Origin of the sequence: Kamptonema formosum PCC 10802 (assembly GCF_000332335.1) — a bacterium.
Lineage (GTDB): Bacteria > Cyanobacteriota > Cyanobacteriia > Cyanobacteriales > Oscillatoriaceae > Oscillatoria.
On sequence record NZ_KB235948.1, the window covers coordinates 6,540,871 to 6,562,342 of the forward strand.

Annotated in this window: 24 protein-coding genes; 13 read left to right on the forward strand and 11 right to left on the reverse strand. The window is 55.0% G+C overall.

What is annotated here, in order from left to right:
- Window position 1 precedes the first annotated feature (1 nt).
- From OSC10802_RS0128805 to OSC10802_RS0128815, 3 genes are all read left to right on the forward strand, one after another.
- Window positions 2-433 carry a hypothetical protein gene (locus OSC10802_RS0128805; protein WP_017720246.1) on the forward strand — a complete coding sequence of 144 codons (432 nt, stop codon included), beginning with the start codon at window positions 2-4 and terminating at the stop codon, window positions 431-433.
- Window positions 434-437: 4 nt separating this feature from the next.
- Window positions 438-1,847 carry a hypothetical protein gene (locus tag OSC10802_RS0128810; protein ID WP_017720247.1) on the forward strand — a complete coding sequence of 470 codons (1,410 nt, stop codon included), beginning with the start codon at window positions 438-440 and terminating at the stop codon, window positions 1,845-1,847.
- 120 nt (window positions 1,848-1,967) lie between these two features.
- Window positions 1,968-2,897, forward strand: a complete 930-nt coding sequence (locus OSC10802_RS0128815; protein ID WP_017720248.1) for an RluA family pseudouridine synthase — start codon at window positions 1,968-1,970, stop codon at window positions 2,895-2,897.
- A 305-nt stretch (window positions 2,898-3,202) separates the two neighbouring features.
- On the opposite strand, the gene OSC10802_RS0128820 is transcribed toward OSC10802_RS0128815, so the two are convergent.
- The 3 genes from OSC10802_RS0128820 to OSC10802_RS0128835 form a co-directional block, all read right to left on the reverse strand.
- Complete coding sequence (locus OSC10802_RS0128820) at window positions 3,203-3,964, reverse strand: phycobilisome rod-core linker polypeptide (RefSeq protein WP_017720249.1); 762 nt, start codon at window positions 3,962-3,964, stop codon at window positions 3,203-3,205.
- Window positions 3,965-4,603: 639 nt separating this feature from the next.
- The gene (locus OSC10802_RS0128830) at window positions 4,604-5,257 is read right to left on the reverse strand and encodes a hypothetical protein (protein ID WP_017720251.1); all 654 of its coding nucleotides are present in this window, start codon (window positions 5,255-5,257) and stop codon (window positions 4,604-4,606) included.
- 113 nt (window positions 5,258-5,370) lie between these two features.
- Entirely contained in the window at window positions 5,371-5,985 is a 615-nt protein-coding gene (locus OSC10802_RS0128835) for a phycobiliprotein lyase (RefSeq protein ID WP_017720252.1), read from the reverse strand.
- Window positions 5,986-6,211: 226 nt separating this feature from the next.
- Between OSC10802_RS0128835 and OSC10802_RS0128840 the strand changes: the two genes are divergently transcribed.
- Entirely contained in the window at window positions 6,212-6,382 is a 171-nt protein-coding gene (locus tag OSC10802_RS0128840; RefSeq protein WP_017720253.1) for an NblA/ycf18 family protein, read from the forward strand.
- 513 nt (window positions 6,383-6,895) lie between these two features.
- Here the strand turns inward: OSC10802_RS0128840 and pstB are convergent.
- Window positions 6,896-7,702, reverse strand: a complete 807-nt coding sequence (pstB, locus tag OSC10802_RS0128845; RefSeq protein WP_026098907.1) for a phosphate ABC transporter ATP-binding protein PstB — start codon at window positions 7,700-7,702, stop codon at window positions 6,896-6,898.
- A gap of 7 nt (window positions 7,703-7,709) precedes the next feature.
- On the opposite strand from pstB, the gene OSC10802_RS51435 reads away from it, so the two are divergent.
- Window positions 7,710-7,964, forward strand: coding sequence for a hypothetical protein (locus OSC10802_RS51435; RefSeq protein ID WP_155968538.1), 255 nt, complete (start codon window positions 7,710-7,712; stop codon window positions 7,962-7,964).
- 110 nt (window positions 7,965-8,074) lie between these two features.
- On the opposite strand, the gene pstA is transcribed toward OSC10802_RS51435, so the two are convergent.
- Together pstA and pstC are read right to left on the reverse strand one after the other, a co-directional pair.
- Complete coding sequence (gene pstA / locus OSC10802_RS0128850) at window positions 8,075-8,968, reverse strand: phosphate ABC transporter permease PstA (protein ID WP_017720255.1); 894 nt, start codon at window positions 8,966-8,968, stop codon at window positions 8,075-8,077.
- 41 nt (window positions 8,969-9,009) lie between these two features.
- The gene (gene pstC / locus OSC10802_RS0128855) at window positions 9,010-9,960 is read right to left on the reverse strand and encodes a phosphate ABC transporter permease subunit PstC (RefSeq protein WP_017720256.1); all 951 of its coding nucleotides are present in this window, start codon (window positions 9,958-9,960) and stop codon (window positions 9,010-9,012) included.
- Between the two features lie 512 nt (window positions 9,961-10,472).
- On the opposite strand from pstC, the gene bioB reads away from it, so the two are divergent.
- From bioB to OSC10802_RS0128885, 6 genes are all read left to right on the forward strand, one after another.
- Window positions 10,473-11,690 (forward strand): biotin synthase BioB, encoded by a 1,218-nt coding sequence (gene bioB / locus OSC10802_RS0128860; protein WP_017720257.1) that lies wholly within the window; start codon window positions 10,473-10,475, stop codon window positions 11,688-11,690.
- A gap of 230 nt (window positions 11,691-11,920) precedes the next feature.
- The gene (locus tag OSC10802_RS55005; RefSeq protein WP_044170220.1) at window positions 11,921-12,115 is read left to right on the forward strand and encodes a hypothetical protein; all 195 of its coding nucleotides are present in this window, start codon (window positions 11,921-11,923) and stop codon (window positions 12,113-12,115) included.
- A 44-nt stretch (window positions 12,116-12,159) separates the two neighbouring features.
- Window positions 12,160-12,774 (forward strand): biotin transporter BioY, encoded by a 615-nt coding sequence (locus OSC10802_RS0128870; protein WP_017720258.1) that lies wholly within the window; start codon window positions 12,160-12,162, stop codon window positions 12,772-12,774.
- Window positions 12,775-13,178: 404 nt separating this feature from the next.
- On the forward strand, window positions 13,179-13,679 hold the full coding sequence (lspA, locus tag OSC10802_RS0128875; RefSeq protein WP_017720259.1) for a signal peptidase II: 501 nt from the start codon (window positions 13,179-13,181) through the stop codon (window positions 13,677-13,679).
- Window positions 13,680-14,080: 401 nt separating this feature from the next.
- Window positions 14,081-14,251, forward strand: coding sequence for a hypothetical protein (locus OSC10802_RS51440; RefSeq protein WP_017720260.1), 171 nt, complete (start codon window positions 14,081-14,083; stop codon window positions 14,249-14,251).
- A 127-nt stretch (window positions 14,252-14,378) separates the two neighbouring features.
- Window positions 14,379-16,649, forward strand: coding sequence for a transglycosylase domain-containing protein (locus OSC10802_RS0128885; RefSeq protein WP_017720261.1), 2,271 nt, complete (start codon window positions 14,379-14,381; stop codon window positions 16,647-16,649).
- Here OSC10802_RS0128885 and OSC10802_RS51445 read toward each other — a convergent pair.
- The 4 genes from OSC10802_RS51445 to OSC10802_RS42305 form a co-directional block, all read right to left on the reverse strand.
- On the reverse strand, window positions 16,625-16,768 hold the full coding sequence (locus OSC10802_RS51445) for a hypothetical protein (protein WP_155968540.1): 144 nt from the start codon (window positions 16,766-16,768) through the stop codon (window positions 16,625-16,627). The two genes, OSC10802_RS0128885 and OSC10802_RS51445, sit on opposite strands and share 25 nt — an antisense overlap.
- 97 nt (window positions 16,769-16,865) lie before the next feature.
- Window positions 16,866-17,168, reverse strand: coding sequence for a hypothetical protein (locus tag OSC10802_RS0128890; protein WP_017720262.1), 303 nt, complete (start codon window positions 17,166-17,168; stop codon window positions 16,866-16,868).
- Window positions 17,169-17,421: 253 nt separating this feature from the next.
- Window positions 17,422-18,072: a phosphoribosyltransferase gene (locus OSC10802_RS0128895; RefSeq protein ID WP_017720263.1), complete on the reverse strand. Its 651-nt coding sequence runs from the start codon at window positions 18,070-18,072 to the stop codon at window positions 17,422-17,424.
- Between the two features lie 46 nt (window positions 18,073-18,118).
- Complete coding sequence (locus OSC10802_RS42305) at window positions 18,119-18,481, reverse strand: hypothetical protein (protein ID WP_017720264.1); 363 nt, start codon at window positions 18,479-18,481, stop codon at window positions 18,119-18,121.
- 98 nt (window positions 18,482-18,579) lie between these two features.
- Here OSC10802_RS42305 and OSC10802_RS0128905 point away from each other — a divergent pair, with 98 nt between their 5' ends.
- Window positions 18,580-19,008 (forward strand): archease, encoded by a 429-nt coding sequence (locus OSC10802_RS0128905; protein WP_017720265.1) that lies wholly within the window; start codon window positions 18,580-18,582, stop codon window positions 19,006-19,008.
- Window positions 19,009-19,146: 138 nt separating this feature from the next.
- A complete protein-coding gene (locus OSC10802_RS0128910) occupies window positions 19,147-20,598 on the forward strand; it encodes an RtcB family protein (RefSeq protein ID WP_017720266.1) in 1,452 nt (483 codons plus the stop codon).
- Between the two features lie 190 nt (window positions 20,599-20,788).
- On the opposite strand, the gene OSC10802_RS0128915 is transcribed toward OSC10802_RS0128910, so the two are convergent.
- Entirely contained in the window at window positions 20,789-21,322 is a 534-nt protein-coding gene (locus OSC10802_RS0128915; RefSeq protein WP_017720267.1) for a DUF937 domain-containing protein, read from the reverse strand.
- Window positions 21,323-21,472 lie beyond the last annotated feature (150 nt).

Sequence of the window (21,472 nt, forward strand, 5' to 3'; positions counted from 1 at the left end):
TATGTCCTCGACTGAGTTGCTAACCATTGACCCCGCAAACGCCCTGATCCTCCAAGCTTTTTTGAAGGCGCTGGCGCAACTAGACCCCTTCCCGCAAGCCTTACAGCCGGATCTGAAACAGCTGGCTATCGCCCTAGCTAAAGGTGAGACTAAGCTAGCGGCGGATATTGAAGATATCGCCAATAAAGACAACTCACTCAATCAACTGTTTCAAGACGAATACAGCCGGATGTTACTCCAGTGCGAGTCAGAAGGCGAAAGACCGGGGAAACGGACAAATAAGGTTCAACTAGATCCGAACCCTTCCTACCTGGGGAATGTCGCCGCCGAAATTCTCAGTTCAGACAATCCCAGTAAGTCGGCGCAAAAGAACAGCCATAAAATTGACATGTCTGACCACCTTCTCGACCCCACCATCATTATAACACCTTAGCGCAATGCGTCAAGTTATTTATCCCAGCTTGGATCTGTTTGTTTACCAGCTCGCAGAAGGGTTGGGGGCGGATGCTGATAAAATCAAGGCAGACAAACAGGCATTCCTGGCTAATTTTGCTAATCCAGCCGGCGTTTCCCCAGAAAAGCTCAAAGAGGTTGAAGAAACTCTCGCGCAGGAAAAGCCGGCTCCTTTGGAAGACGTGGACTTTCCCGAAATTGTAACCGAGGATAAATATCGTGCCGGTGGCTATTACACGCCGGTACGGCTGAGCGATACTTATGGCCTTTTGTTTGCCGTTTCAATAGAGGATAACGATCCGCTAAAAGAGCAGCCGGTGAGCAGCTTTAAAGCGCTTAAGTCCCTGGCAAAGACGAAACAAGGGAACTTAGGAAAAACCTGCATTCTCTACGGCTACTTGCCCAAAGGGGAAGATTCCGCAACTCTGGCTAAAGACATTTTAACACAATTTCTGGATGGCGAGCCGGTCAAGTTAGAGTGGCAGGACTTAACTTGGGATTGGGACACAAAACAGGCCAAGCCGGCGAAATTCTTGGGCGCGGATGTGTTTTTCTTCCTTCCCGAACCCGGAGACTCCCAAAACCTGGCAGCCGGTGGTATTTTTATCATCCTCTATCCCCAGGCAGATGACAGACATACCATTCTCAATACTTACGCAGAGTTGCACCGACCTTGGATAGAGCTGTTTTGGTTTCAGAACAAAATCCTCTGGGCTTACGAGCAAGCGAAGCAAATCAAAGAACTGCTGAAACAAGACTTTATAAAAGTTAGCGAAACCTTCAGACAAATCCAAAATCCCGAATTGGGGTTGCAGGAATTACAGGAAATCTTAGAGAAAAAGTCCCAGACGGTTGCCGGTTACGCAATCAACCTCAACTATCTGGAAATTCAGCTGCGCACCATAGAGATTAACTTGCGCAACTTTGACCTGTGCGCCGGCTACCTGGAAAAACAAGCCAATAAAATTTGCCCCACCGAAACCACCGACCTAAAATCCCTCCTGGACAAATTCAGCCAAATTGCCAGAACTGAGTATCAAGAACAAGTCAAACAAGACATTGACAGCCTCAAACCCGGACTCGAAGCCCTAGAAAAGGTAATCAGCGCTGTCAACAGCCTGCACGCGCTCAAACAAGCCGAACGAGATCGCCGGCTGGAACACCTCATCCAATCCGTAGGTGCCGGTGTGGGAACTGCTTCAGCCGCAGCCAGCGTTTTCTCAGCCTTAATCAAAGATTTTACCCCATTTTACCCTATCAAAATCGACAGCAAACAACTTCCCTGGGCTGAACCAGTCTCGAACTTGTTCATTGTCCTATTATTGAGCCTTGGTTTAGGCTTGCTTTCAGGGTGGGGTCTTTGGAAATATTTGGGCCGGCACACCACCAAATAACCCCTTTCCCCCTCCACCTTGGCGACCTTGGCGTCTTGGCGGTTAACGCAGATAATTGCGTCCATCTACTTCGGCGTCCATCTGCGGTTTCAATAACAAATTATTGCCAGTGAACTCCACATGACCGAACTCAACCTAGAAGCCCAACACACCGGCGAACGCCTGGATCGCTACCTCGCCGCCCAACTCAGCGACCTCTCCCGCTCGCGCATCCAAGACCTTATAGCACAAGGCAACGTAAAAGTCAATGGGGAGATTTGCTCATCCAAAAAAGCCACGGTGCTTTCCGGCGATCGCATCCAGCTCACCATCCCCCCGGCGGAACCCCTGGAACTCCAACCCGCCGACATCCCCCTCGACATCCTCTACGAAGACGAGCACCTGCTCATCCTCAACAAACCTGCCGGTTTAGTCGTCCACCCCGCACCGGGACACCAAAGCGACACGCTTGTCAACGCCCTGCTGGCCCACTGTCCCAACCTCACCGGCATCGGGGGCGTGCAGCGTCCCGGAATTGTCCACCGGCTCGACAAAGACACCACCGGCGCACTGGCGATCGCCAAAACCGACCGCGCCCACCAGCACCTGCAAGCCCAACTCAAAGCCAAAACCGCCCGCCGGGAATACCTGGGCGTGGTTTACGGAGCGCCCAAAACGGAAATCGGCACCATTGACCAGCCGATTGGACGCCACCCGATTGACCGCAAGAAAATGGCCATCGTGCCGGTGGAAAAAGGCGGACGCCCAGCGGTCACGCACTGGCGCATCAAAGAGCGCCTCGGCAACTTCACCCTGATCGAGTTCCAGCTAGAAACCGGGCGCACCCATCAAATCCGCGCCCACAGCGCCCACATTGGGCATCCGATCGTCGGCGATCCAGTGTACAGCAGCGGGCGCTTTGCCGGTGTCAACCTTCCGGGACAAGCCCTGCACGCATGGCGGCTGCAGCTGCAGCATCCCGTCACCGGCGAATTGATAGAAGCCGTCGCCCCCCTCCCCCAATCCCTGATCACCCTCTTAGACGTGCTGCGGCGCAGGGCTTCCTCGTAGCTTTTCCCAATTGGGCTTCAGCCCAAAAAGTTCGTAGTTGGGCTTCAGCCCAAAGTTCGTAGTTGGGCTTTAGCCCAAAGTTCGTAGTTGGGCTTCAGCCCAAAAGTTCGTAGTTGGGCTTCAGCCCAAGTTCTTCATGCAAAAAATCTGCGGCGCAAGTTTCTTAAATAAACCTATATTCTGGCGGAACCGCAAAAACAAGGGGGGCTAGACACTAGCGACTAAAGACTAGCAAATCAATCTAGCCTCTAGCATCTAGCTTCTAGCCCCCACTCCGAATGAGCTATCGAAGCGCCAAGCGCTGATTACTTCTTGCGGCTGGGAACCAGGCTGAGGTAATCCATGCTCTGGGTGTTAAGCTTGACAACACTGGTAGGTACTGGGGCGAGCGACTGCGCCATACCCAAATACAGTGCTGGATCGCCAGCCTTAGGCTGCTTTTCTTGCGGGATGAAGCGGCGCACCTGGTTTTGCCAGATGACTTGCGGGAAGCCCAGCTGGTTGCGGTGGTATTCCGCATAGCGAGGAGTCTTCAGGTTGAAAGGCACTTCTCCTTTATTGCGCTGCGGCAAAATCCGCCGGAGCTGGTAGGGAACCGTGTTATCCCCAAAGTTGCTGATGTACTCATCGCTGTCCAGCAAGGCGTTGACAAATCCTTGCAGACCTTTCGTCGCCAGCACAATTGACCAAGCGATCTTTTCGCGCTCGCTGTAAACGTCGCGCCCCAAGATCCGCTGCACGCAGATTTCCACAAACCGGTAGTTGCTGTTGGTTTCGTGGTTCAGCCGGCGGAACGCATCCGAAGTCGCCAGACCGCGAATGAAATCCCGCACCGTGATCTGACCGTTTCTCAGCTGAGATTCCAAGAAAGTTTGGCGGGTGCTCTTGAGAATCTGGTGCTCGCTGAAAATTTGGCGGTACGCCGCCCAAATCACCTCGCCCATTTCTGCCGGTGAGGGCAGGTTTTCGGTTGTGTAAATCCGGGGCTGTTCGTCCCCCGGCTTTTCATATCCAGCTACGCGCTGGTTTTGGCTCTTTGGAGCGTACTCTAGCAAAGGAATCGCCACTTGACAATCTCCGCAATTTCCAACTTTTGTTTGTGATTTGCCGATACTTTGTTGCTAACAACCTTTCACAGTCGCTAACAGCTACATAAGCTGAGAGAGTCTCTCAACCAAGGCGTATCAACCCATGCCCGCAGTCAAATCCCACGAACACTGTGCGTGAGAGCAATTTAGATCCCATTTATCACTTTATAAAGTTAAAGAAACGGGTATCTAAATTCAGTTTTCAGGCTAGTGTCCGCTGCCAATAGCAAAGATAGCATACTTTGGCAAGCGGCACGCTCTCAAGGGCTGCTGCTGGCAGCCCTCAGTCAAAAGTCCTGGGTCATTTGCTTTTAGGCTGTTAGGCTTTCAATCTGCTTTTTGGAGAAAGAAAGCCGAAACCCACAGACCTGTTCTCAGGGGGAACCTGATAACTAGGATATACCGGTGGGTAGCGCAAATTTAACGCGCCACAGCTTAGCCGCTCAGTCCTCAGTCAAAAGTCCTGGAGCAGGCAAATGGCCAATGACCCCTGGCCAGTGACTGACTGCCACTGGCTGATATTTCACCAGCCAACACTCAGATTAGGGGATTGCGGTCACGCAAATCTCATTTTTCTGAAGAAATGCAACAATCTGTAATATTTCTTGACACAGGGGTTCAAGCGCCCCCCTTCCAAAAGGCCAAGGGGTCGGGTGTGGGCCGGCAGTGGGGCCAGTTGCGCAGCCAGGCTTCTCGCTCGCCGGCTTGCCACGCCCGATCCCACACCGGCAGGTCCAGCCCCAGTCCCAGACAGAGGTGAGAGATCGCGGCCAAAAAGTGCCGGTCGTGACCGGGCGCGCCCAAATGGGCGTGAGCGTATTCGTGGGCAACCACGCCCAGCCAGTCCTGCGGGTGGATGCGACCGGCATCAATGAGAATGGCCACCGGCTGGGCCAGGATATTGCACAGGGCGTCCACGCCAAACTGCCCAGCCAGAGGCGCAGCCAGAATGCGCATCACTCGCCGGTCTTGCGGGTAGAAGCAGCTGTGACAGGCATCCAGACAGGCTTCGAGCTCAGCATTCACGGCGTCGATGTTGTGGCCAATCCAAGTGCAGATGCGGATGCGCTCGTTGATGTCATCCGCCACACCGATGGCCTCTGGGTGCAAAGCCAGCCGGCGCACAGCATTCAGGTACTCCGCCCCCCGCAGGAACGGATCACTGGGGATTTTGGATATTGGATATTGGATTTTGGATTGGGGATTGGGGATTGGAGATTGGGGATTGGGCATGGGGCACTCGGCATTCGGTCGGGAGTGGGCATTGAGCATGGGGATAATACGATTTGTTACAGGTGTGACGTTACGGGTTTCACAACACTGTACTGCGCACACCCCATTCCTGCCACCTGACACCCGACGGGGTGCCGGTGGGCTACTCCCGCTTACCAGCCCAACACAGAGTAGAACTCTTTGGTGCCCGCGCCACGCTCAGCCGGCTGGGAAGTCGAATCTGAATGTCCCGAGGCATCTTGGCCAGACTCAATCCGGCTTTCGGTGCAGAACGACGCCGTGCTGAACCCGCCAAAGCGTTTCACCGTGCTGGTGCGCATGCGCAGGTTGGGGCTGGCAAACCAGAAGCGCTCAACCGAACTCATGGTTTCATAGTCCGTGATCAGCACCAGCGCCCCCTCCGAGTCCATCTCATAGCGACCGGCCACCGGCACGATTTCCGCGTAGCCCCTTTCGCGCAGCATCAAACCCTGCTTGGGATTCTCCCCATCGGGGACGATGGCAAACACCGTCGAGCCCTCGTGACTGTCATCCTCTTTGTCCCAAGCCATCGCCGCTTGCCACTTCACGTATGCCCCACCGGCAGCTTTCGCCGGATCTATCTCATGCATTTGGCAGATTTCCGCAACTTTGGGATGATCCGCTCCCAAGGCTTCCACCGTAATCTCTGAGTCGCCCATCTCAGCCCTTCGGAAGGCCAGATGGTGAGTCGCGCGCTGCGAGCGCCACACTCCGGCACTCCGCTGAAAAAATTCCATTGCGTCCATTGGACTGACTGTCTCCCTGTAGTATGAGGCTTCGCAGTTGTTCCCTCCTGATCATAAGGCTTGTGGCGGATTGATGAATTTTTGTAGCACAGATTAGTATGGAAATGTGCATAGCGGACAGTTTGTCAATAGGTATTTACGATAATTTACATTTAGGAGGGTACAAGTCGGCGCACGAGCGCGTCTCTTGTATCAGTCCGCCCTATTTAACTCACGGAGCAATCTTATGGACATCCCCACGGGCCTGACTTTGGAGCAACAGTTCAAGCTGCAAGTGCTGCGGGAACAGGTCAAGACTCTGAGCCGAGAGCAGGCACAGGAGTACCTGCTGGAGGTACTCAGACAAAACATGGTCAAAGACAACCTCTTCAAGCACATGCTCAAAAAAGGCGCTTAACGTGCTTGAAGACAAGAAACCGGCGTGCTCGCCCCCCCTGGCTGTTGCGTTTCCAGGGGTGGCCCACGCCGGCTTACAGTTTGTAGTTGGGCTCATGCCCAAAAGTTCGCACCTGGGCTAATGCCCGACAGCGGTTCTCACAAAATGCCGAATACACGCACTTTTAGCGACTGCGCTGTTCTATATACAATTCGGCCTCTTCGCCGGTATGAAACCCTATCAGGGATTGAAACTCAACTAAAGCTTCTGACCCAAATCCCGGAAACGGATCGTCGCACAAGACTTGGGTTTATCCCGCCCGATCGCCTCTTAAGCTGCTCGCACGAGACTTGGGTTTATCGCGTCTTGTCCCGCGCGGTCGCCTGTGGGGTCGCGGTGAGAGTTAATTCTTGAGCAATTAACCGGACTTCATATAACTGGATGTACTGGGGGCAAAGCCTCGCCTTACCCCTGCCGCGCTTACAGATAGCCTATCCGTTAAATCAGTCATCCGGCACAGGGAGCGGGCGCAGATCAGCCAAAGCGCCCGCTGACATACTCTTGGGTCGATTCCTTGGAAGGATTGTGGAAAATAATCTGCGTCTCGTCGTACTCCACGAGATAGCCGATGCGCCCGCCCTTCTCCGCCGGCTCAACATTGAAAAAAGCCGTCATGTCCGACACCCGCGACGCTTGCTGCATGTTGTGCGTCACGATCACAATCGTGTATTGCTGCTTGAGTTCGTGCAGCACCTCCTCAATCCGCAGCGTCGAAATCGGGTCAAGGGCAGAGCACGGCTCATCCATGAGAATCACGTCAGGCTGGACCGCCAGCGCCCGGGCAATGCACAGCCGCTGCTGCTGGCCCCCAGAAAGGGCCAAGCCACTTTGGCGCAGTTTATCTTTAACTTCATCCCAGAGGGCGGCTTGGCGCAGCGATCGCTCCACCAGCTCATCCATATCCCCCTTAAAGCCATTAATCCGGGGGCCAAAAGCGATATTGTCATAAATCGATTTCGGGAAAGGGTTCGGCTTTTGGAACACCATGCCAATCCGACGCCGCACTTCCACCGGATCGATTTGGGGGGCGTAGAGGTTTTGACCGTGATAGGAAATGTTCCCTTGGACTCGAAAACTCTTGATCAGGTCATTGAGCCGGTTGTAGCAGCGCAGCAGCGTGCTTTTGCCGCACCCCGAAGGCCCAATAAAAGCAGTGATGCAATTTTTGGGGATATCTAAAGAGACATCCCGCAGCGCTAGGAAGTTACCATAGGAGACGGACACATTCTGCGCCCGTAAAACCGTTTGAGTCTGATTTGCAATTCGAGTGTTAGAAGCCATAAAATAGTTGCATTCGCGCCTTTCAGTTGAAACCGGCACCCGCCCTGCAGTCTGGAGCGGGCTCGCTCCTTGCCAGGGGGTGATGCCAGTCAGTCTCAAAACATGGCGGCTAGCTGTTGCAGCGATTTACAGAGGAAAGTGTTCTGTCGAGTGCCGGTGGGAGCGGGAATCCCATCCGCCGGCAGTAGCAGTTGAAAATCTTTCCTGCTTGAGACTCTCCGAAGTAAATTCTCCTGAACAGGATAGCCTCACACCGAGCTAGCATATCAGCTAACCTCTGGCTGTATCCATTATTGCATTATCTGCCGCTCCTGAGATATTAAAATCTGCCCCCTGCCAGCTTAATTTTTCCTCACCAAACTTAACGCTTCATCAATAAACTTTGCGAGCCGTTGCCCAGCGGGCAACCGCACTGGTAATCAGGACCAGGAACACCAGGACTAGGGAAGCCGCCCAGGCTAGCTCCTGCTGATTTTTAAACGGAGAAGTGGCGAAATTATACACCAAAACTGCCAGAGAAGGCGTGGGCGCGGACAGAGAAGCCGGCCAAAATTGCGCGAACAGCGCCGTAAACAGCAGGGGTGCGGTTTCTCCAGCCGCGCGAGCGATTGCCAAAGTCGTGCCGGTGACAATCGCCGGCATTGCTGCCGGCAGCACCACGAACGCCACCATCTGAAAATTGGTAGATCCAATGCCCAGAGCGGCTTGCCGGATCTCTGCCGGGACTAACTTCAGCGATTCCTCTGTGGCTCGCACAATAATCGGCAGCATCAAAATCGACAGGGCAAACCCCCCAGCCCATGCGGAAAAGGTGCCGGTAGCCAGCACCACAACCCCATAAGCAAATACCCCCACAATAATTGAGGGCACCCCACTGAGGACATTAGTGGCGAAGCGAATCCAGTAGGCCAGTTGAGTGTCCGAGGCGAACTCGTTCAAATACACCGCCGCCATAATGCCAAAGGGAACGCTAAGCAGTGTGGCAATTCCCACCACGATCAGAGTGCCAACAATCGCATTGCCAAAACCGCCTCCTGGCACCATCGGCGGCGGCGGAAGTTCCAGAAACAAACTGGGGCTGAACCGGCTCAAGCCCTGGATAGTGACGTAGGACAGTACCGCCAGCAAAGGCAGCAGGGCAAGAGCCGCGCACAGATAGCACAAGCCGGTCATCACTATCCCGAAAAGAGTTCGGGGAGAGGTGGGAGAGCGGGTTAAACCGCTGACAGCAGACCCAGAAGAGGTCGTATTTTGGGAGCTATTCATAGCTTGTGATAAGTAACAGCAGACAGCTTTCCAGCTGGCCGCTAAATCCGCTGGACTCGCTGAATCAGCAACTGAGCCAGGATATTGATCAGCAGCGTCAGGGCAAACAAAATTAAAGCCGCGTACATCAGCGCAGAGACTTGCAAACCGCTCGCCTCGGCAAATTGATTCGCCAGCAGAGAAGCGATGGTGTTGGAGGGAGCCAAAATAGAGAGGTTAATACTGTTGGCGTTGCCAATCAACATGGTCACCGCCATCGTTTCGCCCAAGGCTCGCCCCAGGGCTAGCATGATTGCACCCACAATACCAGAAAAGGCAGCCGGCAGTAAAATCTGGAAAATTGTCTCCCAGCGGGTTGCGCCTAAGCCGTATGAGGCTTGCCGCAGGTCCGGAGGCAGGGAAATCAGCGCATCCCGCGAGATAGCGGCAATCGTCGGCAGGACCATCACTGCCAGAACCACCGCTGCCGGCAGCATCCCCGGACCTCGCAGCGGCGTGCTAAAAATCGGCAGCCAGCCGGCAGACTCATTGAGCCACCCCCCCACCGGCTTTAACAGCGGAATCAGGACAAAAATGCCCCAAAGTCCGTAGACGACGCTGGGAATGGAGGCTAGCAGCTCGACCAGCAGCACCAGCACAGCGTTGATCCGTGGGGGCAAAAAGTCTTCGCTCAGGAAGATGGCCACCCCCACCCCCACCGGCACCGCCAGAAGCAGGGCAATCAGGGAGCTGACCACTGTACCGTATATCTGGGGGAGCGCCCCGTACTCGTCTCTGACAGGGTTCCAGCTGCTGCTGGAAATGAAATTGGCACCAAATTCTTGAATGGCAGGGGAAGCCTGGATCGCCACCTGCACCGTCATCCAGATTAAGATGCCGGCCACCGCCAGCGCAAACACCTGGGTGAGCCGAATAAACCCCCCATCGAGCACCCGCCTCAATCTGGATTGGGACTGGAGGGCTTTCTGAGAGTCTCTCGTGACTGAATTCATGATGATCGCAAATCAACTCTGCAGCCCATTTTGCTATCCGTGGGATGAGTGGCCACTTATAGAGGGGCTGCCTATCAATCATACCGGCTGCCGCTCTCTCCTGAGTTAAGGGCAGATTAAGGCTGCATCTGGCTGCGGGGCGAGATCAGCTGGGGCCAATCCCCACCCTTTCTGGAGCGTTCTGGAGAGAGGATCGGGATTATTCCGTCTGATTGATTTATTGTTTTAATGAACCGCCAAGACGCCAAGAACGCCAAGAAAAAAGAGAGAAGAGGAAGAGGATGGAAAAGGTAATGGGGGGAATTGACCGGATTGGAGAGAGGGCGTGCGGCGGGAGCTTTTGCCGGCTCTCACGCTTGGCGGTATTTTTAGGCAGCTTTTAGGGCCGGCTCTGGGGGGGTGGAGAAGTCCCTGCAGGAAGTGCCGGTGAAAAGGTTTTTGGTGGGCGGATAGGGTGGGCGGCACGGGACGGCGGTCGAGAGGGGTGCCGGTGGCTAAACTTTCTATTCTAAATGATAAAATGCCAGCAATTCAGTCACTGTATCAAAGGGCAAAACGTGGTTCAAGCACCGCTATCAACTTCCTCCCATCCGCCGGCAGGCGCAAGCTCCCCTTCGGAGCGGTGTGGCTCTCCCGCAGGGTGCGCTGATTTTCCGGATCTTGGCGTCGCGCCGGTCGCCTGTTCTCCTGAGCAGCTGCTCCGGTGGCTGCTGTCGCTGGCTGACCGGATTGTCAGCGGCTACCGCATTGAGCGAGAGGAAGCGCTCGCACTCACCCAGATAGAGGGTCAGGAGAATATTTTGCTGCTGTGCGAAGCCGCTGACCGGGTGCGGCAAGCTTGTTGCGGCAATACGGTGGATTTGTGCTCGATTGTTAATGTCAAGTCGGGCAATTGCTCGGAAAATTGCGGCTTCTGCTCTCAGTCGGCTCACCATCCGGGCATCGATTCGCCTGTGTACGGGCTGAAATCGACTGAGGAGATTCTGGCTCAGGCTAAGGCGGCTGAGGCGGCGGGGGCTCGCCGGTTTTGCTTGGTGTCGCAAGGACGGGGAATTAAGTACAGCAGTCCGAAATCCGCTGAGTTTGAGCGGATTCTGGAAACAGTGCGCCTTCTTGTCGCGGAAACGAGTATCAAGCCTTGCTGCGCTCTCGGGGAGGTGACGCCGGCACAGGCGCAAGCGCTTCGAGATGCCGGTGTGACGCGCTACAACCACAATCTGGAGACGTCAGAGAATTTTTTCCCGAATGTGGCGACGACGCACAGCTGGCAAGATCGTGCCGAGACGGTTCGGAATCTGAAGGCGGCGGGGATTCAAGCTTGCACCGGCGGCATTCTGGGAATGGGGGAAACTTGGGAGGACCGCGTGGATTTGGCCCTGGCGCTGCGAGAGCTGGAAGTGGAATCGGTTCCGCTCAACCTGCTCAACCCCCGCACCGGCACGCCTTTGCAGGACCGCCCCAAACTTGACCCCTATGAGGCGCTCAAGGCAATTGCCATTTTTCGGCTAATTTTGCCAGAACAGATTATCCGCTACGCCGGCGGGCGGGAAGCGGTGATGGGCGAGCTGCAAGCTCTGGGGCTGAAAGCCGGGATCAATGCCATGCTGGTGGGCCACTACCTGACAACTTTGGGCCAACCGCCAGAACAGGACCGCACGATGTTAGAATCACTGGGACTCCAGGGTGGAGAAGCGCCGGTTCCCGGACAGCTGCGCGCCCGCCAGCTTTGAAATTTGAGAGGTAAAATTTAGTCTTGAATTTCTTGCGCAATCCTACAGAACGTGATACAATACAAACAGAGTTCAAAATTGACATAGCCCATCAGTCAGAGCCGAACAGGTGAGTCGCGACTTCAGTTAGTGCTTGATTTTCTGTCAGCCTCTCTTGACTTCCGATACGGTTGCCAAGGCCAAACGAAAAATCATATCTAAAACAGTCAGAGCGATGATGAAGAACGGCTATGTCAGCACCCGATTGGGTGGTTCAAAGGCGTCTCACCTGCGTATCCCAGTTGCGGATTTACGCGCTTCACGAGACTAGAATGGTGATGCATGAGATTTTCTTGAAAGCTTTGCGGGATACCGCCTCTATCACTTTTACCGGGGATAGTGCTATCGTTGCATTTTTCGGGAATACCTCGAATAATGTCGCGTAAATGTATCAGTTTCGATGGGTTCAAAGTCCAGAAAGACACCGCCCGTGAGCAGTTCTGTCAGGGGGGAAAACCCCAAATCCCCAATCCACCTATCTCCGACGCTGGAATTGCTGTGGGCTGTGATTGGCTTGCTGCTGACTGTTGGCTGCACGTTTCTCAAAGCCTCTATCGCCAGCCCGTTCTGGGATTGGTGGCCTTCGGGGATTCACACTCAATCCCTGGGCGTCACCTTTCAAATTGGCGCGGTGCTGCTCACCGGCTGTATGGGGGGCAAAAATGCCGGTGCCCTCTCCCAAATTGCCTACCTGGCACTGGGGCTGGCAGGCATGCAGGTGTTTACTGACGGTGGCGGTTTCGGCTATCTGGCCAAGCCGGCGTTTGGCTATTTGCTGGGCTTTGTTCCAGGAGCCTGGGTGTGCGGCTGGCTGGCTTTTCAAACCCCCCGCCGGCTGGAGTTTCTCGCCTTAAGCTGCATGGCTGGCTTGCTGGTGATTCATCTGGCCGGCTTGAGCGCTCTGGCGCTGAAATTCTCGTTTAACGAAGACTTGCTGCTGCCGGCTGCCGTCACCTATTCGCTCGATCCAATGCCGAGCCAGCTGGCGGTGGTCTGCGCTGTCACCGTCCTGGCGTTTGTCCTGCGCCTGCTGATGTTTTATTAAGTGCTGGATTGCGCTGTCGCGGTCTATTAGCTGCCCCAGTTAAGGTTTTATGCTTGAACTCGCTGCCACAACCGGGCACACCTTTTGATAGGAATTTACGGCTGTTTTAAAGAGAAAAATGTTAACTCTGGCGAAAAGAGAGTCAGGATGAGAGTTTGGATTATAATGGAATAAGCTGTCGCGCATTTATGGCGGGGGCTACTAGGAGACAATGTTTGCAGTTGGGCTTTAGGCCAATCGGCGGGCCTAGTAGGGGCGCAGAATTTTTATCTTTGGCGGTGTGCGCAGTTCCGAAGCGACTGCCTGGAAGGGAAATGAGGGAAAAACTCGCCTGTAATAAGCTGTGGGGCAGTGAGGGGTCGTTTCCAGGGGAAATGAGCCAAACGTGAGATGCAAAAGACTAAATGAAAAAAGAGAAACTCTTGATGCGAATGCGCATTAAAAATCGCCTCTTCTGGGTGGCTGCCACAGCCAGCCTGATTCTAGACCGGCTGACCAAATACTGGGTCGTGCAAAATTTTCGGCTGACGGAGACATGGCCCCTGTGGCCAAATGTCTTTCACTTCACTTATGTCACCAACACCGGCGCGGCGTTTAGCCTGTTTAGCGAGGGGGCGAGTTGGCTGCGCTGGCTGTCGCTGGGAGTGAGTTTGCTGCTGGTGGCGTGGGCGTGGTTTGGCCCCAACTTCAATCGCTGGGAGCAGGCGGGGTATGGCTTTATATTAGGGGGAGCGCTGGGAAATGGCATAGACCGGTTCGCTGAGGGGAAAGTGGTGGATTTTCTGGATTTTCGCCTGATCCGATTTCCGGTGTTTAACTTGGCGGATGTCTTTATCAATGTGGGCATTATTTGCCTGCTGATCGTGGCATTCTCGCAAGCGCCGGCAGCCAAGCGACGGCAGTAAGGGAGAAGCGGCAGGGGTGACGGCTGTTGGGCCAGAAATCAGCGCAGCGAGTGGCCACAAGTTGAGGCGAGACATGCCGGTGCGAGATTCTTGGCATTTAATTTACTCCAATTAAATGCGGTTAAATGTAAAAAGTTAGAGTGGGAAAGAACTGAGGATTTTGAATTAAGGTGAAAGAAGCAAATTATATGTAGGAATGGGAGTGGCGGTCACGATGCCTCTGGGCTCTTGGACTGGCAGTGCGAAGGTGCCCCACGCGATTATGCGATTATGCCCAATGCGATTATGCCCCATGCGATTATGCCCCATGCGATTATGCCCCACGCGATTATGCGATTATGCCCAATGCCCAGTGCCCCGACTCAGAGATAATATAGGTACTCAACGGAACCTGATATTAGATGTGCCGCAGGCTGATTTCTGGGATTCATCCGGCACAGATGGCGCAGCTGGAAGTGCGGCATCCGGAGCAGGCGGAAGAAACCCGACTGTCGGCTGTGGCGCACCGGCGCTCGGGCGGATTACGATCGGAGCAGCAGACATGCTGCAGTCAGGCAGCTTTGTTGCCATGACTTGCCAGCGCGTTTCAGGAAAAGCTCTTTGGCCAAGTGTAGTTGCAGCCAGACTGGCATCAATCCCGGGTGCAATTTTGGCAAGACTGGCCCATATCGTACTTGAACAACTACCTGGATTTGGCGCATGAATTCACCCCAGCCCCCTCAACAGCCGAACCCCCAACAGCCCAGGACGATCTTCAACACCATCACCAAAGCGGTGCAGACGATCGCCAACGTGAATTTCGCGCAGCTGGCGCTCAAGCCCAATGCCAGGGTGGCAGAACTGTGGGTGTTCGATGCCGGTACGGGCTCTCAAGAGAAATATCCGCTGTTGGGAGAGCGATACCTGCTCGGACGCAGTTCCAAATCCTCCGATATAGTGGTGCGCAACCCAGTCGTCAGCCAGACTCACCTGTCTCTGACGCGGGACAGTCGCAGTCCCAATGCGCCGTTCATCATTAGAGACGAGAAATCCACTAACGGCATTTATAAAGGCAAGCGGCGGATTGCGTCTATGGCCCTGCGCCACGGCGATGTCCTCACCCTCGGACCGCCAGAACTCGCCGCCTCCGTGCAGGTTAAGTTTGTCGATCCGCCGCCCTGGTACCTGCTGGCTGTTCGCTACCTCCTTTACGGTGCCGGCGGGCTCACTGCCCTGCTGGCGCTGTGGATTCTGGCGGAGTGGCAAAAATTCCGGGTGCGCCCCCTGCCGACTTCGACAAACGGGCCGGTGGTGGTGTACGCCCGCGATGTCACTACTCCCCTGCGCCCTCGCTACAACAGCGCTCACCGAGAGCTGCGGCGACTGCCGGACTTTTCCCGCTACCTGCCAATGGCGCTGATCGCCTCTGAGGACAGCCGCTTCTACTGGCACATGGGTGTCGATCCGGTTGGGGTGCTGCGGGCGGTGACGGCCAATCTTCGCGGCGGCGGCATCCGCGAAGGGGCGAGCACGATCACGCAGCAGCTGGCGAGAAGTCTGTTCCGAGACTTTGTCGGGACTGAGGATTCTGCCGGTCGCAAGGTGCGGGAAGCGGTGGTGGCGCTGAAGTTGGAGTGGGCTTACAGCAAACAGGACCTGCTAGTCACTTATATGAACCGCGTTTTCTTGAGCCTTGACCTGTACGGGTTTGAGGATGCGGCTCAGTTTTACTTCGGCAAGTCAGCGGCGGATTTAACCCTGTCTGAGGCGGCGACGCTGGTGGGGATTTTGCCGGCACCCAACAGTTTCAATCCGGTTCAGGACTATCAGGCGGCGGTCAAGCAGCGCGATGGGGTGATCTACCGCATGCGGGCTCTGGGCATGATTACTCAGGATGAGGCGGACCGGGCCCGCCGGTCGCGGATTGAAATTAACCCCAAAGCTAAGGAAATCCTCAGCAAGACGATCGCACCCTATTTCTACAGTTATGTCTTTGACGAACTGGAGGTGTTGCTGGGAAAGGAGCTGGTTAGAGAGGGCAATTTTATTGTGGAAACCGGCCTCGACCCGCAAATGCAAAAGCAGGCTGAGGTGTCGCTGCGCAATGCCGTGAAGAATGCCGGTGCCAGTTACAGATTTTCTCAAGGTGCGATTGTCACCCTCGACAGCAGCACCGGCGAAATCCTCGCCCTCCTCGGCGGCACTGACTACAGCGAAAGTCAGTTCAACCGCGCCACTGACGCTTTGCGACAGCCCGGATCGACGTTCAAAGTCTTCGCCTACACCGCTGCGATTGAGAGGGACATCCCGCCGGGAAAGTCCTATTCCTGCGCCCCGGTGGACTGGGGCGGCCAATATTTTGAAGGCTGCCGGTCGGGCAGTTCAGCTTTAGATATGTACACCGGCATTGCCAGATCGGAGAATCCGATCGCCCTGCGCGTGGCTCAGGATGTGGGCCTGGAGCGGGTGGTGAAGATGGCCAGACGGATGGGCATCAAGTCTAAGCTCAATCCCGTGCCGGCGCTGGTACTCGGTCAGAGCGAGGTGAACGTGCTGGAACTCACCGGCGCGTTTGCGGTGCTGGCCAATAACGGTGTGGCCAACCGCCCCCACGCCATCAAGCGGGTTCTGGACAGCAATGATTGCAGCAATCCCAAAGATCCTAAAACCTGCCGGGTGATTTACGACTACGCCCAAGATACCTCGGCTAGCCGGCCTGTTCTCCAGTCTTATGTCGCAGATACCATGACCACTCTGCTGCGGGGTGTCGTGGAGTCGGGCACCGCTCGCAGCGCCTATTTGGGGCTGGGGGAGGCGGGCAAAACCGGCACCACAAACAACAATGTTGACCTGTGGTTCGTTGGCTATCTCCCCAACCAGCAGATCGTCACCGGCATTTGGCTGGGCAATGACGACAACTCCCCCACTTCTGGCAGCAGCGGGCAAGCGGCGCAGCTGTGGGGCGATTATATGGGCCAAGTGGTGAAGTAATCGTTCCTTTTGAGATCGACAGTCACAGACATAGCAATTGACACCCCACTCAGGGTTTGAGCAACGCCTGTGCCTTCCCCCAAGTATGAGGGGAACACAGGCGTTATAGCAGTATTCACTTAGGTGAGGACATTCTAGCCGGAGTCATATTGGGCACCCGCATGACATCGCCAATGAATGCCAGCGTTACCGGCTCTTTCATAAGACCTGCGCCGCTCAGTTTTGGCCGCTGTCCCACTCTTGATTCCAAAGCGTTATAAATCCGGCACCGCATTCCGGACATTCGTCTTTCACCGGTGCGATTGTCTGGCCGCATTTGGGACAGGTCACTGCCCCTGTTGCCCTTTTCAATTCAGCTTTAAGCTTTTGATAGTCCCTGTACAGGTCTTCGACGCACAGAGCCCGCCGGTAAGCCCCCTCATCCGTAATATTGTCGCAATAGTTTCCGTACCGGCCATAATCCCTGTACAGCCGCCAAGTAGATTTCATCGTTTCGATAATTTCTGCTTTTTCTAACATAATTTACCTCATTTATTAGGGCAATTCTTGCGGTTTTGGCAAAAATTGCAATATTCACTTAGGTTCGCACACGCTCCTCAGAAAGAAACGCCTATCCTACGAGATCCTGACGTAGGGCAGGCGTCTCGCCTGCCCTAACCTAAGTGGCTAGTGCTAGATTTATATTTTACAAGCCGCCAGAATTGGAGGCAGATCCTCCCTTGCTCGTTCCCTGGCTCCGCCTGGGAACGAGGGGAAACTGAATAATGAATAGCTAATTGCTAGTCACGAATGACTGCTTTGCCAGCAGGGAGCGGACTTCATCGTCGGTGGTTTGCGAGAAGTCGCCGTACCAGAGACTGATGGCGCGGAATGGCTCTAGCGCTCTCAGACACACGATTTCGTCCGCCTCGGCTTTCAACTCGTTGCAGGTGGAGAGGGGTGCCACCGGCACAGCCACCACAACCCGCTCAGGCTTTTGCTGTCGCAATGTGGCAATAGCTGCGCGCACAGTTGAGCCGGTGGCAATTCCGTCATCCACCAGAATCACCGTGCGATTTTGAATGTCGGGAGCGGGGCGATCCCCTCGGTAAGTGCGGTTGCGCCGCTCCAATTCCTGCTGCTCCTCTGCAGCGACGCGCTCAATGTTTTCTTTGGAAATTCTCAGTTCTCCCACCACATTCTGATTGAGCACCATCACGCCGCCGGGAGCAATGGCTCCCATCGCCAATTCTTTGTATCCGGGTGCGCCCAGCTTCCTCACCAGGCAGATATCCAGTGGCGCATTTAGCCTGCGAGCGACTTCAAAGGCAACAGGCACGCCGCCACGGGGAAGCGCCAGCACCAGCACCTCCGGGCGGCTGGCATAAGCCTGTAGCTGCTCAGCCAGCAGCCGCCCCGCTTCAGTTCGATCTCGATATCGCATGTTTGTTATGTCACCTCCATTGCCTGAGGGGGCTGCTGAACCCGAGTCAGCTCAAGGCTGTTTCCAGCCCCTGTTTCCGCTGGGCTGCCATTCCCATCCAGCACAGCAGCCCTAGGGCTTGCCCGATTTGCGCGGCCAGACTCCCCGCATTCCAAGCCCTCAGCTTCAGTTCGTCTTGCAGCAGCACCCGCCCCGCGCTCAGTTCAGGGGCTGCTGTGGATGGAGGTAACAGCAGTGCGTTTGGGTTTCCTGCAGGGCCAATCAGGGGGTGAGGTTCTGCCGGCAATTTGCAAAAATTACTAATGCTAGCCCTCACCGCTGGGCTGGGCACTGCCCAAGGATCGGCCATCTCTTCACCGGCATCTGCGGCAGCTTGACCCGGCGGATCTCTCGATAAATTTTCCAGCATAGTTCTAGCCTCGTTTTTTGCAGGTTAAACGATCGCGTTGCTCTATTATTATTATAATAGCACTTTTTTTATCAAAGAATCAATTTGCTAGCCACTCTATGAAAACTTCAGGTTTTTTTAAGGAAGCGGGGTTTGAGGAGATCGATCACACGGCGGACTGGGCCTATCGAGTTTGGGGGCAAAATTTGGAGGAGCTATTTATCCAAGCGGCGCTGGGGCTTTTCGCTCTCGCCGGTGCGGATCTGGAGCCAGAGCCGGTGGTGGTGCGAGAGCTGGAACTGCGAGGGGTGGATAGCGAAAGCCTGCTGGTGGCTTGGCTGAATGAACTGCTCTACCTGCACGAAAGTGAGGGTTTGGGGTTCAACCAGTTTGACATCGGGCATCTCGACCGGCAGAGCTTCCAGGTTCGGGTGACGGGAGCGCCGGTCAGGAGCTGGCTGAAGTTTATCAAGGCTGTCACCTATCACGACTTGTCCATTCGGGCAACACAAGCCGGTCTGGAAGCTACATTAGTAATAGACGTGTGAGGCGTCTCGGGCTGTGCCGGGCAGAATAACAGAGCCGACACCCTGCCGTCTGGTGCGCTATAGTTGCAGGAGTGAGATACTTTCGGGGAGAACGGCCAAAGGGGGGAACCCCACAAACCCATCTAGAAAATCGGAGACATGGTTAACAAACAAGATTTTCGCAAAATAAACGATAACCTGTGGGAAATTCCTACATCCTTTCAGGCAGATATGAAAGTGCCGGTGTGGATTTTTGCGGATGAGGCTCTCCTGGAAGACGCCCTGGGAGACTTATCGGTAAAGCAAGCGGTGAATGTCGCCTGTTTGCCAGGTTTGGTGGGGCGCGTTGTTGTGATGCCCGACGTGCATCAGGGGTACGGCATGCCGATTGGCGGCGTCATGGCATCGCGAGTGCCGGGAGGGATTATCTCTCCGGGAGCAGTCGGTTATGATATCAACTGCGGCGTGCGAGTTTTAGCCTCAGAAATTAGCTACAAAACCGCCAAACCCTATCTGAATGATTTGGCAACGGCTCTCTACCGCAACTGTCCGAGCGGTGTGGGGGAGAAGGGCAGTTTTTCGCTGTCTGCCAAAGAATTAGAGGAAGTGTGCGAGCGAGGATCTCGCTGGGCGCTTGCCAAGGGGTACGCTACTGACGAGGATGTGGAGCGCACGGAGGAATTTGGCTGCTTGTCAGGAGCAGATCCGGATTCCGCCAGCAAGCGGGCTAAAGATCGCGGAAAAGGTCAAATCGGCAGCCTCGGTGCCGGCAATCACTTCGTGGAAGTGGATGTGGTCGAGGAAATTTTCCACCCTGAAGCTGCGGAAGTGATGGGTTTGCGGTCAGGCTGTCTCGCTTTGCAGATTCACTGCGGCTCTCGCGGTTTCGGACACCAGATTTGCACGGATTTCGTTCAGGATTTCCAGCTGGCAGTTATTAATTATGGCATTCAGCTGCCTGACCGAGAGCTGGTTTGCGCCCCGATTGAATCTGAGGAAGGGCAGGCGTATTTGGCGGCGATGAAGTCGGCAGCGAATTACGCTTTCGCCAACCGGCAAATCTTGGCTTGGCACGCGCGGAAAAGTTTTCAAGAAGTGTTTGGCGATAAAGCCAGAGATGGAAATCTGCGCCAGGTGTATGATATTGCCCACAATATGGCAAAGATTGAAAACCACATCGTTGATGGGGAAGAAGTCACGGTTTGCGTTCACCGCAAGGGGGCGACGCGAGCTTTCGGACCCGGATTTGCTGAACTGCCGGCGGAGTACCGCGATTTGGGACAGCCGGTACTCGTTCCCGGTTCGATGGGAACAGAAAGCTGGGTTTTGTTGGGAACAGAAACCAGCGACCGGCTTTCTTTTGGATCGAGCTGTCACGGTGCCGGTCGGGTGATGAGTCGCGCTAAGGCAAAGCGGGAAGTTCGGGGCGATAATTTGCGGAAAGAATTGGAGAAAGAGGGCATCCGCATCCGCGCCGGCTCGATGTCTGGGTTGGCGGAAGAAGCGCCCCAAGCTTACAAAAATGTCAGCCGAGTTGTGGAGGCGGTCAGCAATGCGGGGATTGCCAGAAAGGTAGCCCGACTGCGACCAGTCGCCGTGGTTAAGGGATGAGCGAGAGGAGCTGTGCGTTGAGCTAGCCGGTCAGTACAAATTGGGCGTTGCATATTCCACCGGATGAAGAACCCCACCCCCCAACCCCCTCCCCGCGCTTCGGGGAGGGGGAGTAAGAGATAGGGGTTTTGGTGACATCATCTTGTCTGACTGCAACGCCACAAATTGACCGGCTTTCTCCCTTGCTGGCTCAGCTTCCCGAGCGGTTGAAAAAGCGATTGCCTAACTGCATCGCGTCCGCAATATCCACATCCCCATCTCCATCCGCATCCAAGAAGCTACTCAGCACAGGATTTCCACTTTGCTGGGTATTTTGAGCGTTCCCTCCCATTTTCAAGAAATTTAACACCACCGGCACCAGCATGGGCAGCATCTCTTGAATGCTCTCCACATTCAAACCTGTCCGCTGGTTTATTTCCTGAACGAGCCGCGCTTGCATTTCAGGGGGAAGTAAAGCTGCGACAGCTTGATAGTTGGGCAGCATGCCGCTAAACTGACTGACAATCGCTTGCGCCTGCTCGAAACCGGCTGTCTCGCGCCGCTCCTGCAACGCAGAGCGCACATAGGTGCCAACCGTTGACAGAACGGTTTGCGCGGTGCCTGGATCTAAGCCGTACTGACTTCCCAGCTGCTGTACCGTGCCGAGAATATTCTGTAGCTGATTTGGACTGCCCTCCTGGCTAGGATTGTTGATGGCACTCATAATTTGGTCAAACAGCCCCATTTGGTTTTTCCTCCGTTGAAAGGGATATTATAATCCGTTAACCCATCAATTGTAGCAAAAGTCCTGCCGGCGGCAGGCGCGGGCAATATAGATAAACGACTCTACCGGATATAAATTAATTCCTACCTCTCTTGTTCCGCCAAAGCGGCT